General features: G+C 40.7%; 10 protein-coding genes. 9 read left to right on the top strand and 1 reads right to left on the bottom strand.

What is annotated here, in order from left to right:
* Window positions 1–6: 6 nt before the first annotated feature.
* The 5 genes from bshC to pckA all read left to right on the top strand — a co-directional run bounded on the left by bshC (window position 7) and on the right by pckA (window position 7191).
* On the top strand, window positions 7–1593 hold the full coding sequence (gene bshC / locus H561_RS0114090; protein WP_027387596.1) for a bacillithiol biosynthesis cysteine-adding enzyme BshC: 1587 nt from the start codon (window positions 7–9) through the stop codon (window positions 1591–1593).
* A gap of 37 nt (window positions 1594–1630) precedes the next feature.
* Entirely contained in the window at window positions 1631–3583 is a 1953-nt protein-coding gene (locus H561_RS0114085) for a LysM peptidoglycan-binding domain-containing protein (RefSeq protein ID WP_051349392.1), read from the top strand.
* Between the two features lie 68 nt (window positions 3584–3651).
* Window positions 3652–4527 carry an ACP S-malonyltransferase gene (gene fabD, locus H561_RS0114080; protein WP_027387594.1) on the top strand — a complete coding sequence of 292 codons (876 nt, stop codon included), beginning with the start codon at window positions 3652–3654 and terminating at the stop codon, window positions 4525–4527.
* 11 nt (window positions 4528–4538) lie between these two features.
* On the top strand, window positions 4539–5444 hold the full coding sequence (locus H561_RS0114075; RefSeq protein WP_027387593.1) for a GYDIA family GHMP kinase: 906 nt from the start codon (window positions 4539–4541) through the stop codon (window positions 5442–5444).
* A gap of 127 nt (window positions 5445–5571) precedes the next feature.
* Window positions 5572–7191: a phosphoenolpyruvate carboxykinase (ATP) gene (pckA, locus tag H561_RS0114070; RefSeq protein WP_027387592.1), complete on the top strand. Its 1620-nt coding sequence runs from the start codon at window positions 5572–5574 to the stop codon at window positions 7189–7191.
* A gap of 119 nt (window positions 7192–7310) precedes the next feature.
* Here pckA and H561_RS0114065 read toward each other — a convergent pair whose 3' ends face one another.
* The gene (locus H561_RS0114065; protein ID WP_027387591.1) at window positions 7311–7721 is read right to left on the bottom strand and encodes a type II 3-dehydroquinate dehydratase; all 411 of its coding nucleotides are present in this window, start codon (window positions 7719–7721) and stop codon (window positions 7311–7313) included.
* A gap of 114 nt (window positions 7722–7835) precedes the next feature.
* Between H561_RS0114065 and H561_RS23360 the strand changes: the two genes are divergently transcribed.
* The 4 genes from H561_RS23360 (at window position 7836) to H561_RS0114045 (ending at window position 14435) form a co-directional block, all read left to right on the top strand.
* Window positions 7836–8159 carry a DUF6660 family protein gene (locus H561_RS23360; protein ID WP_051349391.1) on the top strand — a complete coding sequence of 108 codons (324 nt, stop codon included), beginning with the start codon at window positions 7836–7838 and terminating at the stop codon, window positions 8157–8159.
* 239 nt (window positions 8160–8398) lie between these two features.
* Window positions 8399–12757 (top strand): CusA/CzcA family heavy metal efflux RND transporter, encoded by a 4359-nt coding sequence (locus tag H561_RS0114055; protein WP_027387590.1) that lies wholly within the window; start codon window positions 8399–8401, stop codon window positions 12755–12757.
* A 1-nt stretch (window position 12758) separates the two neighbouring features.
* Entirely contained in the window at window positions 12759–14003 is a 1245-nt protein-coding gene (locus H561_RS0114050) for an efflux RND transporter periplasmic adaptor subunit (RefSeq protein WP_027387589.1), read from the top strand.
* Between the two features lie 12 nt (window positions 14004–14015).
* Window positions 14016–14435 carry a Fur family transcriptional regulator gene (locus H561_RS0114045; protein ID WP_027387588.1) on the top strand — a complete coding sequence of 140 codons (420 nt, stop codon included), beginning with the start codon at window positions 14016–14018 and terminating at the stop codon, window positions 14433–14435.
* The last annotated feature ends 37 nt before the right edge of the window (window positions 14436–14472 follow it).

The following is a 14472-nucleotide window of genomic DNA, read 5'->3' as shown; positions in this document are numbered from 1 at the left end:
TCAGAGTTGAAAACTATTCATAAAATATCATTTCAGGAAATAGAAAGTATTCCCGAATTAGTAAAAGACTTTCTGAATCAGAAGATTGAAGGATTTGAGGAAAATACATTTTCTTCAGATCATTTCAGAAACCAGATTCATATAAAGCAGAACATTTTCACTTCGGAGCAACGGAAGGTGCTTGCGGAAACGTTGGAAAGCCAGATGTCCGGTCTTGAACTTTCTTCAAAACAGAGAGCAAACCTGGAAGATTTGAAACAGGTAAATACATTCACCATTACTACCGGTCATCAGCTGAACCTTTTTTCGGGACCTGTTTTTTTTGTGTACAAAATCCTGCAGACCATTAAAACCTGCTCTTATTTAAAGCAAAACTTTCCTGACTTTAATTTTGTTCCCTTATACTGGATGGCTTCTGAAGACCACGATTTTGCGGAGATCAACCATTTTAAAACGGAAACTTATTATTACGAGATCAATGAGAAACCGGGCGGTGCAGTGGGAAGAATAAAAATCAATGATACCTTCTTCATTTCAGAATTTGAAAAGGAATTTAAAGACTGCGTGTTCGGAACCGAGCTGATCTTAATGCTGAAAGAAGCCTATAAAGCCGGAAATACGCTGACAGAAGCTATTAAAGCTTTAGTCAACCGCCTGTTCTCGGAATTTGGATTGCTGATGATTGACGGGGATTCAAAAGAATTAAAAAATCAGGTTAAGGAAACGTTCAGAGGCGAACTTCTTAATTCGGACCTGTATAAAACATCGAAAGAAAAAGTAGATTTTTTAACGGAGAAGTATGGAAAAGTCCAGGTGAATCCCCGTGAAATTAATTTATTCTATCTTTCTGAAACCAGAGACCGGATCGAGTTTAACGGTGAGAACTACATTATTGTAGATAAAAATATCCGGTTTACGAAAGAGGAAATTTTGAATGAACTGGACAATCATCCTGAAAGATTCAGTCCGAATGCACTGATGCGCCCGGTGTACCAGGAAACAGTCTTGCCGAATCTGGCATATATTGGAGGGAATGCCGAAATTATGTATTGGCTGGAGCTCAAAGATTACTTTACGAAAATCAATATTCCTTTTCCGATTCTGATTCCCAGGAACTCAATGTTGTTTTTAAAGGAAAAAACCATAGGTAAAATTGAAAAGCTGGGTCTCAGGACTGAGGATTTTTTCAGGAACTTTGCGACGATTACCAATAACAAAATGTTAGAAGATAATGCGGTCCTCCGCCTGTTGGAACAGAAAGAAAATCTTTTAATCAGTCAGTTTTCTGAATTGAAAGCCATTGCCGAAACCACTGAGAAATCCTTTGGAAACATGGTGAAGGCAGAAGAAGTAAGACAGCTGAAATCTTTCCGCAGGATGAAAAAACGACTTCTCCACGCAGAAAAAATTAAGAAAGGAGAACTGTTGGAAAGGCTGGAAAATTTGTTCTTAGAAGTGCATCCTTCCAAAAACTGGCAGGAAAGGGTGTACAACTTTAGTGTATTCTTTGCAGACCACGGATATTCATGGTTGGAGACCTGTTTAGAAGAAATGCAAATTGACGAGTCAAAACTAATAATTGTTGCCATTTAATTTTAAAGAAGTATTTTTGTACTTATAATGATCCAATATGATAAAGAGGTTTTTTATTCTGTCCAGTTTATGTATGGTTTTGGGAGTGTCTGCTCAGAAATCGCACACCGTTGTAAAAGGTGACACCCCTTATAATATTGCAAAAAAATACGGACTGACTGTAGACGAGCTGGTAAAGCTTAACCCGTCTGTGAAAGACGGCAAACTGGCCATCGGAGAAGTTTTAAAACTTAATAACGATAAAGCGGCTGCATCAAAGCCAAAGACGGCAGCAGTGCCGAAAACTGTGAATAACGTTCAGTTAGGGAAAATTATCCTTCAGCCAAAACAGACCATTTACGGAATTACAAAGCAGTACCGGATTTCAGAAACCGATCTCAGGAAACTTAATCCTGAGCTGGATTCTCACATGAAGATCGGAGATGAGATTTCATTGCCTCTTGAAAGTATTAAAAAATATGGCGGAAATCAGCAGACGGCAGCTGCTGTGACTGCTCCGGCCACTGAAAAGCCTGTGGAAACAATGATTGAAACTCCTGTTGCAAAAGCTACAGAAGGAGAATATATTGTTCAGCAAAAAGATAATTATTACAGAATTTCAAGACAGTTCAATATTACCAAAGAAGAACTTTTTGCCTTGAATCCCGGCCTGGAAGAAAAAGGGCTGAAGCCAGGCGAAGCAATTAAAGTTGCAAAACCCGGCGGAAAAACAAATACCGGAGCTGATGTTTTTGAAGAAACAGTGAATCCAAAAGCCAAAGTGGACTCCGGAAATGAGAGATCTTCATCTAATGTCACTACAGGAACTGCTGATGACTATGTAACTTACACCGTTTTGCAGGGCGATACGGTTTTCTCTATTGTCAATAAATTCGGAGTTACCATTGATGAACTGATTGCTCTTAATCCTGAACTATCTAACGGCTTAAAAACCGGAATGGTTTTGAAAATCAAAAAAATTGATCCGGCCTATGTCAAGAAAAACGGGGATGCACTAAGTGTTGTTCTGATGTTGCCTTTCGGGTACAGCACCAATGAAACCCAGTACAGAACCATGGCAATGGATTTCCTGACAGGTGCAAAACTTGCCATTGAGAGGAATGCCAGAAACGGACAGAAATTAGATGTCAAAATAGTGGATTCAGGAAATGAAGGATCTTTCCGTAATTCATTGACCCAGATCAAGCCTGATAATACAGACCTGATCATTGGGCCGTTCTTTAAGTCAAATGTGGTCGATGTCTTAGATTTTACAAAGAACCAGAAGATACCTATTGTTGCCCCTTTTGCCAATTCCCCGGAATTGTACAACTACAGCAATCTGATTATTATTGAAACCAATGACCAGACGTATGCCGATAAGATTGTGGAAGAGGTAAAATCTGCATTTTCAGACCAGAAAATTTACATCGTATCCGGTTCTAAAAAAGAAAATGCAAACTATATCAAGGCAGGTCTTGAAAAAAAACTAAAAAATGCCAATGTTACGGTTGTAACTTCTCCGGCAGATATCCAGCTTGACCAGAATATGATGACCGGCCAGTCGGCTCCCGTAATTGCGATTCTTGCAAGTGATAATGATGCGGCAGGTGAAGCTTTTGCCAATAGAGTAATTGTTTTGTCTAAAGAAGTACAGGGTGTAAAAGCATTCAGTATGAATTATTTCCCTGTCTTTGAAAAGAAAGTGGATGACCTCAGCCAGTCCAATCTGGTGTATCTGATGGACCGCAAGATCAATGCAGAAGGAAGCTTTGAAAAAGAAATTCTTGCCGCTTATAAAAGCAAATACTGTAAAACACCGCCTAAATATGCCATCATCGGTTTTGATGTGGTAAATGACATGCTGACCAGAGAGAACAAGAAAGGAGAAATCTTCAGGCAGATCAATAAAGTTCAGACTCAGCTGGCTACAAAATTTGAGTTTGTAAAATCAAAAGCGAACGGTGCTTATATTAATACAGGCTATCGTGTGATCAGGTTGGTTCCATAATCACTGATTGGGTTTTAAAGAATATTGTTAACATTATATTTATATTTGAAAAATATTTAAAGTAATACATGAAAGCACTTGTATTTCCCGGCCAGGGGTCTCAGTTCGTAGGAATGGGAAAAGAATTGTACGATTCCAGAAAAGATATCAAAGATCTGATGGAATCTGCCAATGAAATTTTAGGGTTCGATATCCTTTCAATAATGTTCAGCGGAACAGATGAAGACCTTAAGAAAACTGAGGTTACCCAGCCTTCCATTTTTATACATTCAGTAGCCGCGCTTAAAGCGGTAAACGGTCTCGGTGCCGAAATGGTAGCCGGACATTCGTTGGGAGAATTTTCAGCCCTTGTTGCGAACGGCGTTTTATCTTTTACCGACGGTCTGAAGCTGGTTTCCGAAAGAGCGAAAGCCATGCAGGCTGCCTGTGATGCAAATCCAAGCTCCATGGCCGCTATTCTGGGATTGGATGATGCTAAAGTGGAGGAAATCTGTGCATCTATTAGCGGAATAGTAGTTCCTGCTAATTACAACTGTCCCGGACAGCTCGTGATTTCCGGAGAAACTTCAGCGGTTGAAGAAGCCTGTGTAAAGATGAAGGAAGCGGGAGCAAAAAGAGCTTTACTGCTGCCTGTCAACGGAGCATTCCACTCTCCATTGATGCAGCCTGCACAGGAAAGACTGGCTGCTGCCATCGAACAGACAAAATTCAGGAAAGCAACCATTCCAATATATCAGAACATAACGACGACTTCAGTTTCTGATCCTGATGAAATTAAGAAAAACCTGATTGCCCAGTTAACAGGTCCTGTGAAATGGACGCAGTCGGTTCAGAATATGATTAAAGACGCGGCTGACAATTTCGTAGAAGTCGGACCCGGAAAAACATTACAGGGATTGATCAAAAAAATAGATTCTTCTGTAGATATTGCTTCTGCAATCTAAAATAAAAAGTAATGAGCGGAATATTTTCACCGGGAAAGCTGATGCTTACTTCAGAATATTTCGCCATGGATGGAGCTCTTGTCTTAGCGGTACCTACCAGGCTGGGACAAGAGTTTTATTTTGAAGAAACAGATAACGGGAAATCCCTGATTTTTTGGGAGGCTTATCATCAAAACAAATTATGGTTAAAGGCGGTCATCGATTATAAAAACTGGCAGGTCAGAGAAACCAATATTCCATCAGGTGCCGAATTTATTTTAAAAACCTTAAAGAATGTTCAGGCACTTTCCGAAACCAAATTCAAAAGTAATTTAACCTATCATCTAAAAACCAATCTTCAGTTTCCTGCGGACTATGGACTGGGTAGCAGTTCTACATTAATGACCAATCTCGCAGAATGGGCGGACGTGAATCCTTTTTATCTAAATAAGATAAGCCTGGGCGGAAGCGGTTATGACATTGCTGTAGCCAAAGAGAAATCTGCTGTACTGTATCAGAGCATCCCCGAAATAAAATATGAAAAGGTCAGTTTCAATCCTTCTTTTAAAAATGATCTCATTTTTATCCATCTGAATCAGAAGCAGGATAGCCGGGAAGGAATCAACCTGTATAAGTCAAAAAATAAGTCCCAAAAACGGGTTGATGAATTTTCGGATCTCACAAGAAAAATTTTACTATGTAGCGAATTGGAAAATTTTTCTGAGCTAATGGCAATTCATGAACAAAAAATATCAGATTTTATTGAAATTCCCACAGTTAAGAGCCGGCTTTTCATTGATTGTCCGGTTTTTATCAAAAGTTTGGGAGCATGGGGCGGAGATTTTGTCATGAGCTCAAAATTTGATGGCTTCAAGGACTATTTTTGGGGAAAAGGTTTTAACACGATTTTCGAATGGAAGGAGATAATTAGTTTGTAATCAATTGATTATAAACTGGTATTTTTATTTGCCATTTTGACTTATATCATTATATTTAAACCACTTTTAACAATTAATTAATATTAATTTTATTGGGATCCAAAAAGAAATTGAAAATATAAGTACAATGAAACACGCTAAAATCATCCGGGATTTAGAGAAATTAGGGATTAAGGGAAATTATGAGGTCATTTATAATCCTTCTTATGAAGAATTATATCAGGCTGAAATGGCTCCTGAAAATCAGGGCTTTGAAAAAGCTGAGCTTACGGAATCTGGTGCCGTATCAGTAAAAACAGGAATTTTCACAGGTCGCTCACCTAAGGACAGATACATTGTTCAGGATGATGTTACAAAAGACACGATTTTCTGGGACGGTAAAGTGAATCTGCCTACCACTCCGGAAATTTTTCAGTCTTGTAAAGAATTAGTGCTGAACCAGCTTGCCGAATCCAGGAAAATTTATGTGGTGGATGCTTTCTGCGGAACCAATACCGATACAAGGTTGAAGGTCAGGTTCATCGTTGAGGTGGCGTGGCAGGCACATTTCGTTACCAATATGTTCATCCGTCCTTCTCACTATGAACTGCAAAACTTCGGAGAGCCTGATTTCACGGTAATCAACGGTTCCAAAACTACAAATCCTAACTGGGAAGCCCAGGAACTGAATTCTGAAAACTTCGTCATGTTCAACCTTACTGAAAGACTTCAGATTATCGGAGGAACCTGGTACGGAGGCGAAATGAAAAAAGGAATGTTCGCTATGATGAACTATTACCTGCCGTTAAAAGGCATGGCTTCCATGCACTGTTCTGCCAATGTAGGGGAAGAAGGGGACGTTGCCCTTTTCTTCGGGCTTTCAGGAACAGGAAAAACAACACTGTCCGCAGATCCTAAAAGATACCTGATCGGTGATGATGAACACGGCTGGGACAATAACGGTGTTTTCAACTATGAAGGAGGATGCTATGCAAAAGTAATTGACCTTTCTGCTGAAAAAGAACCGGATATTTTCAGGGCCATCAAGAGGGATGCCCTTCTGGAAAACGTTGTCGTGAACAACGGCGTATCTGATTATACAGACGGTTCCATCACGGAAAATACAAGAGTATCATATCCTATTTATCATATCAATAAAATTGTTTTGCCTTCAAAAGCAGGACATGCCAGCAAGATTGTCTATCTTTCTGCAGATGCGTTCGGCGTATTGCCTCCGGTTTCTGTTTTGGATGAAGATCAGGCACAATACCATTTCCTTTGTGGGTATACCTCAAAGTTAGCCGGAACGGAAAGAGGAATTACTTCTCCTGAACCTTCTTTCTCACCTGCATTCGGTGAAGCATTCCTTACCTTACACCCGACTATGTATTCAAAAACATTGATCGGAAAGATGAAAGAGCACGGTGCAAAAGCGTACTTGGTTAATACAGGCTGGAACGGTACCGGAAAAAGAATTTCTCTGAAAGATACAAGAGCGATTATTGATGCCATTATCGACGGATCTATCGAAGACGCTCCGAAAACAAGAATCCCGATTATGAACCTGGAAGTTCCTACAGAACTGCCGAATGTTTCCAACGGCATTTTAGATCCTAGAGATACTTATAACGATGCTTCCGAATGGGAAGAGAAAGCAAAAGACTTAGCAGCAAGATATATCAAAAACTTCGATCAGTACTGTGGTAATGACGAAGCAAAAAAGCTGATTGCTTCAGGGCCTCAGCTGCAGGAACAGACAACCAACTAAATACATAATAACAAAGCCTTATCCACTGATAAGGCTTTTATTTTAAATTTGATCACAGATTAGATTTAGGTATAATGCAAATGACTGTGATGCTGCAGATAAATTTGCCATTAAAAATATTAAGTTTTTAGACTTAAGATTGCCAATCGGTATCCATCCAGTCCAAAACCGGATAGTACTGCATCAGTACAGGCAGCCGTTACGGATTTCTGACGGAATTCTTCCCTTTTGTAAATATTGCTGATATGGACCTCCACTTTCTGTTTCCGGATATTCCTCAGGCAATCGGCAATCGCATAAGAATAGTGTGTAAAAGCGCCGGGATTAATCACCAGGGCATCAAAATCATCGGTCTGAAGACGGTTGATCAATTCACCTTCAATATTAGACTGGTAATATTGTATTTCGTAAGAAGGAAATAAGGACTTCAGTTGTACAAGATAATCCGCCATAGAAACCGTTCCGTAAATTTCAGGTTCTCTGGTGCCAAGTAAATTAAGGTTAGGGCCGTTTACAATTAAAATTTTCATAATATAAAAATAGAAAGTTTTTTCAATTATACCTTCACTTGTTACATAAGAATTTGTGATCCATATTTTAAAATTCCATCCTGCGGTTGATGGAAAATCTCTACCTTTGTCTATATGAACCTTCTGAAATTTATTCTTGCATTTTATTTCATGGCATTGTCTCTGATGCCTTGTGAAGATGTGCAGCAGCAGTCAGGTTCAGGGCAGATGCCGCTTTCTTTCAATAAAGATGACTCCCATTCTAAAGATAAAGGAGATGTCTGCTCTCCGTTGTGTACCTGCAATTGCTGTCAGATAACGGTTGCTGCCTTTAAAATAAATGATTTAATAGAAGTTCCCCCTCATATTCAGGCATCTTTCTCAAAGAAAATTTTATTCCATACCAACAGTTTTGCCTATCAGGTGTATGATCACATCTGGCAGCCTCCCAAGATTTAATTGTATTGATTTTTGAATTCCTGAACCTTTGTTACAGAGGTGTTCATGATATTTTGCATTTCATTTTATGAATGAAATGTGAATATTTTCAATAAAGTTAATCGATTATCTTTTTGACTCCGTTACCTGAAAATTTTAATCAGTATCCTTTTATGTGCTTAAATACCGTACAGTGTAAACTTAGGCGGTCTCGTGCTAATAGGCAGTCAGACAGATAATCACAAATTAAATCTCAGTTTGTGTTAGATAAAATTATAAAATTCAGCATCAGGAACAAGATGGTCATTGGCTTTATGACCCTGCTGCTGATCATTTGGGGCCTTTGGAGCGCTTCCAGACTGCCTGTTGATGCAGTGCCGGATATTACCAATAATCAGGTTCAGATCATTACGACATGCCCTTCACTGGCCGGACAGGAGGTTGAACAGTTAGTCACATTTCCGATTGAGCAGAGCATTGCCAATATCCCTGATATCGAAGAGACAAGAAGCATTTCAAGATTCGGGCTGTCGGTCATTACGGTTGTTTTCAAAGAAAATGTAGATCTATACTTTGCCCGTCAGCTGATTAATGAAAAATTAAAAGAAGCTGCAGAAGAAATCCCGGCGGGGACCGGAACGCCTGAACTGGCGCCTGTAAGTACCGGGTTGGGTGAGGTATACCAGTATATTCTTCATCCGAAAAAAGGAAGTGGAAATAAGTATGGTCCCAAAGAACTCCGGACCATGCAGGACTGGATTGTCCGCAGGCAGCTCAACGGAACTCCCGGTATAGCGGAAGTCAACAGTTTCGGAGGAGAGGTAAAGCAGTATGAAGTGGCTGTGGACCCCAACCGTCTGAAAGCAATGGGCGTAAGCATTACCGATATTTTTACGGCTTTGGAAAAAAATAACCGCAATACGGGCGGTGCTTATATCGATAAAAAGCCGAATGCTTATTTTATCCGTGGAATCGGGGTTGTCACTTCTTTGGATGACGTAAAAAACATTGCCGTAAAAAATGAAACGGGAGGTGTTCCTGTTTTTGTCAAAGACGTTGCGGAAGTACGTTTTGGAAGTGCGGTCCGTTACGGGGCGATGACCTATAACGGAAAAGTAGATGCAGTAGGCGGAGTGGTCATGATGCTGAAAGGGGCCAACAGCGATGAATTGGTAAAGAACATCAAGGCAAAAATTCCCACGATCCAGAAATCGCTTCCTGATGATATTGTCATAGAACCTTTTCTTGACAGGACCGACCTGGTAGGCAGGGCTATGAAAACCGTTGAAAAAAACTTAGTGGAAGGGGCCCTGATCGTTATTTTTGTTCTTGTCGTTTTCCTGGGAAATCTCCGGGCAGGGCTGATTGTAGCTTCAGCCATTCCGCTTTCTTTGTTATTTGCATTGGGAATGATGAATATTTTCGGGGTAAGTGCCAATTTAATGAGCCTCGGAGCCATTGATTTCGGCTTGATTGTCGATGGAGCAGTTATTATCGTTGAAGCCACCCTTCATCATTTAGGGTTAAGAAAATCAGTACAGAAACTTTCCCAGAAAGAAATGGATGAAGAGGTTTTTCTTTCTGCTTCAAAAATCAGGAACAGTGCCGCTTTCGGAGAGATCATCATCCTTATTGTTTACATCCCGGTTCTTACTTTGGCAGGCGTAGAAGGGAAAATGTTTACCCCTATGGCCAAAACGGTAGGATTTGCTATTCTGGGAGCACTGGTCTTGTCATTGACCTACATTCCGATGATGAGTGCGTTGTTTTTATCTAAAAAAATCTCACATCAAGAGACATTTTCAGATAAAATGATGAACAAGCTTCAGCATCTGTATCAGCCCCTGCTTCAGAAGGCGATTAAGATAAAATATCTCATGGTTTCAGTTACTGTAGCGGTTTTTATCATTACGGTTTTTATTTTTAAAAATATGGGAGGCGAATTTATGCCTCAGCTACAGGAAGGCGATTATGCTTTTCATTGCATTTTACCTCAGGGAAGTTCGTTAAGCCAGAGTATTGAAACCTCCATGCAGGCTTCTAGGATGATCAAAGGGTTTGAAGAAGTAAAAATGGTGATCGGAAAAACAGGTTCTGCGGAAGTTCCGACTGATCCTATGCCGCCTGAAGCTTCGGACTTAATTGTTGTGTTAAAACCTCAGAATGAGTGGAAAACAAAAAAGTCGTACGAAGAGCTCGCCGATGAAATTCTGGAAAAGTTAGAGGTCATTCCCGGCGTGTTTTTTGAAAAAAACCAGCCGATCCAGATGCGGTTTAATGAACTGATGACAGGAGTCCGCCAGGACGTGGCCGTGAAAATTTTTGGTGAAAATTTAGATTCGCTGTCAGTCTATGCAGATAAAGCCGGAAAGGTCATTCAGACAGTTGACGGGGCAACTGCTGCGCAGATTGAGCGGATCAGCGGGCTCCCACAGATCAATGTGGAATATGACAGGACACGGATGGCCAATTACGGATTGAATATCGAAGAGGTAAATGATATTATCAGCACAGCTTTCGCAGGGAAAAGTGCCGGACAGGTTTTTGAGAATGAAAGGCGTTTTGATCTGGTCGTCCGTCTTGACAGTCTGCACCGGACGAATATTGATGATGTGAATAACCTGATGATTGCTACCCTTTCAGGAGCACAGATTCCGCTTTCCCAGGTGGCCGATATCAGCTATAAACTTGGTCCCGCACAGATCAGCCGTGAAGAAGGGAAACGGAGAATCGTGATCGGGTTTAATGTGAAAAACCGGGATGTGGAAAGTGTAGTGAAAGACATTCAGACAAAGTTAGATAAGGTAAAACTGCCGTCCGGCTATTATTTTACGTATGGCGGGCAGTTTGAAAATTTACAGGCGGCAAGCCAACGTCTGATGATTGCTGTGCCGGTCTCTTTGCTGCTTATTTTTATTCTCCTGTATCTTACTTTTCGTTCATTCAAACAGGCTGCTTTAATTTTTACGGCTATTCCGATGAGTGCCATCGGAGGTGTTTTTGCCTTATTGGTAAGAGATATGCCTTTCAGCATCAGTGCGGGGATCGGATTTATTGCTCTTTTCGGAGTTGCGGTCCTGAACGGAATTGTTTTGATCGGGACCTTTAACGAATTGGAAAAAGAAGGAGAAAAAGATATTTTGAAAAGGGTATTTGAAGGAACAAGGGCCAGGCTGAGGCCAGTTTTAATGACCGCAACTGTTGCTTCTCTGGGATTTTTACCGATGGCCATTTCTACGGGTGCCGGCGCGGAAGTACAGAAGCCTCTGGCAACAGTAGTGATTGGTGGTCTCATAACAGCTACTTTCCTTACTTTGTTCGTTCTGCCCTTGTTGTATATTATTTTTAATTCGAAAATTCCGGGGAAAAGAATCGGGTTGAAACCCATAATGCCAGTTCTGATCATCGGATTTCTGCTTTCGGGACAGGTTTTTAAAGCCCAGTCACGGCAGCTTTCGGTTGAAGCGGCAGTGGACATGGCTTTGAAGAACAATTTGGCTTTGAAATCAAAAGACCTAAGCATACGGTCTGCAGAAGCCCTGAAAGGCACGGCAAATGAGCTTCCGAAACTTAATGCTGAGGCTCAGCTGGGACAGTACAACAGCCCGAAATTCGACCAGTCGTTTTCCATTTCACAGAGCATTCCTTTCCCGACTTTGTTTAAAGCGAGAAAAGAACTGGTGGATGAGAATCTTAAAAGCCGGCAGATTGATAAGGAGATAACGGTGAATGAACTGGTGAAGCAGGTAAGAACCTATTATTATCAGATTGAATACCTGCAGTACAACCAGTCAAAATTAAAATATCTCGACAGCCTGTATCAGGATTTTATCAGAATTGTCACGGTAAGATTTAAAGCGGGAGATGTTAAAAAAATTGAAATCAGTACCGCAGAAACGCAGAAAGGTGAAATCAGCCTTCTGTTAAGGCAAAATGAGGTATATCTGCAGAATGCATACAGAAATTTAAACACAGTACTGGATACTTCTGAGGCTTTCGAAATCCCTTTGAACAAAAGCTACAGGCCTTTACACGCAGAAATGGTACTGGACAGTACGTCGGTCGTCAACAATCCTACGGTAAAATCTTTTTATCAGGAAATGGAAATTGCCGAAAAAAATAAAAATGTTGAAAAATCTCAGGCGCTTCCTGAATTCAGCCTCGGTTATACCAACCAGTCATTAATCGGGTTCCATACCGGAAACGGCGGGGAACGGTTTTACAATGCAGGAGACCGCTTCAGCTCCGTAACGCTGGGGGTTGCCATTCCGTTAAGTTCCAGAGCTGCAAAAGCAAGAATCCAGTCTTGGGAATATCAGAAGCAGACGGCAGAAATTAACGCAAAGCAACGGCAGAAACAGCTCGCGGCACAGCTGGAAAATGCCCTGAATCAATATAAGCAGGATATTCAGCAATATGATTATTATATCAGCCAGGCTGTTCCCAATGCGGAAAAAATGGTGAAAGCATCACAATTAGGGTATAAAACAGGAGAAATCTCTTATGTGGAATATCTTTTTGCATTGCAGACCGCAACGAATATTCAATTAAAATACTTAGAATCCATTCAGCAGGTTAATGAATCTGTCATTACGATTAACTCACTCATCAATCAATAATATGAAACTGAAATACCCTATCCTATATCTTCTGTGCATCGCGGCTTTTATAGTAGGCTGCGAAAAAAAAGAAAATCTCCAGGAACATTCTGAACAGGAAACAGAACAAACTGATGGTCATGCAGACAATCAGCCGTCAGTTGTGTCATTGACAGAAGAACAGATCAAAGCTGTCGGAATTACACTGGGAACAGTTGAAATGAAAGAACTGACTTCCACCATCAAAGCCAATGGTTTACTGAGAGTTCCGAACAATAATAAAGCAACGGTAACTTCCCTGTACGGCGGGATTATTAAAACCCTGAATGTCCAGGTCGGAAGCTTTATAAAAAAAGGGCAGGTCATTGCAACGATAGCCAATCCTGAATTCATTCAGTTACAGGAAGAATACCTGATAGCCAACAGCCGGATCACCTATGCAGAACAGGAATACAGAAGGCAGAAGGAACTTTTTGACAATGATGCCGGGGCAAAGAAAAACCTGCAGAACGCAGAGGCGGAGCTGAAAACCTTACGGACAAAAAAAGCATCTCTCCTGAGACAGCTTCAGATGATGGGAATCAGTCCGGGGAAAATAAGCAATAGAAATATGAGATCGGGCCTTGCCATCACAGCGCCCATCAGTGGCACCATCAGCAGCATTTCCGCACAGATCGGCAGTTATGCGGACATGTCTTCACCGGTTGCGGAGATTATTGATAACCATTCCATCCATCTTGATCTTCAGGTGTTTGAAAAAGACCTTCCTAAAATGAAAGTAGGGCAGATCGTCCATTTTAAGCTGACCAATAATCCGGAAACCGAATATGATGCTGCTATTTACAGCATCGGATCTTCATTTGAAAATGACAGCAAAACCATTTCCGTTCATGCGGACGTGACAGGAAATAAAACCGGACTGATCGACGGAATGAACATCACCGGAATCGTAAGCCTTGATAAAACCACTACGCCTGCGATTCCTGATGAAGCCATAGTAGAAGCAGACGGGAAATTCTACCTGTTTGTCAAGACCGATCAAAACCAGGAAGCAGACCATGAACAGCATAATGAAAAACCTGAAAAGGTAACACGGAAATCAAAAACCGTTACCTTTGAGAAGGTAGAAGTGGTAAAAGGGGCATCAGATATGGGCTACACGGCGGTTACTGCTGTGAAGGATATTTCTCCTGCTGCGAAAATCGCTGTGAAGGGGGCATTTTTTATCAACGCAAAGCTCACTAATTCCGGAGAACATGAACATTAACCGATTTACAAAATGAAAAAGGATACCGAAAATAAATTAATTGATAAAAATACCAAGCCTACGAGCATGAGAATTCTGGTCTATGATTTTTTAAGTTCCCAGCAGGCAGCTTTATCACTTTCTGATATTGAAAATTATTTTGAAAATGCAGACCGGACCACCATTTACAGAACATTAAAAACTTTTGAAGAAAAGGGAATTGTTCACAGCATCCAGGAAAACACAACGACGAAATATAAGCTCTGTCATGATGGTTGTGATGAAACGACCCACAATGACCGGCATCTTCATTTTTATTGTAAAATCTGCAAACAGACGACCTGTAAAGAAGATATTTCTTTTTCCGAAAATATCCACACCAATTTCAGGATTGATGAAATACGGCTTTTCGCCAAAGGGATCTGTGAAAAATGCCTGGGAAGTTTGCAATAGTGTTGCATTACATTTGTCTTTAATTTTGACTAAAATA

The sequence above is a fragment of the Chryseobacterium gregarium DSM 19109 genome (genome assembly GCF_000430845.1).
GTDB classification, from domain to species: domain Bacteria; phylum Bacteroidota; class Bacteroidia; order Flavobacteriales; family Weeksellaceae; genus Chryseobacterium; species Chryseobacterium gregarium.
Note: the sequence above shows the minus strand (reverse complement) of the source record. Positions and strands in the feature narration are given on the sequence as shown.

Excerpts from the sequence above, each read along its gene's own strand:
- pckA (WP_027387592.1), top strand. The coding sequence starts at position 5,572 with ATGAAACACGCTAAAATCATCCGGGATTTAGAGAAATTAGGGATTAAG.
- fabD (WP_027387594.1), top strand. The coding sequence starts at position 3,652 with ATGAAAGCACTTGTATTTCCCGGCCAGGGGTCTCAGTTCGTAGGAATG.
- H561_RS0114065 (WP_027387591.1), bottom strand. The coding sequence starts at position 7,721 with ATGAAAATTTTAATTGTAAACGGCCCTAACCTTAATTTACTTGGCACC.
- H561_RS23360 (WP_051349391.1), top strand. The coding sequence starts at position 7,836 with ATGAACCTTCTGAAATTTATTCTTGCATTTTATTTCATGGCATTGTCT.
- H561_RS0114075 (WP_027387593.1), top strand. The coding sequence starts at position 4,539 with ATGAGCGGAATATTTTCACCGGGAAAGCTGATGCTTACTTCAGAATAT.
- H561_RS0114050 (WP_027387589.1), top strand. The coding sequence starts at position 12,759 with ATGAAACTGAAATACCCTATCCTATATCTTCTGTGCATCGCGGCTTTT.
- H561_RS0114045 (WP_027387588.1), top strand. The coding sequence starts at position 14,016 with ATGAAAAAGGATACCGAAAATAAATTAATTGATAAAAATACCAAGCCT.
- H561_RS0114085 (WP_051349392.1), top strand. The coding sequence starts at position 1,631 with ATGATAAAGAGGTTTTTTATTCTGTCCAGTTTATGTATGGTTTTGGGA.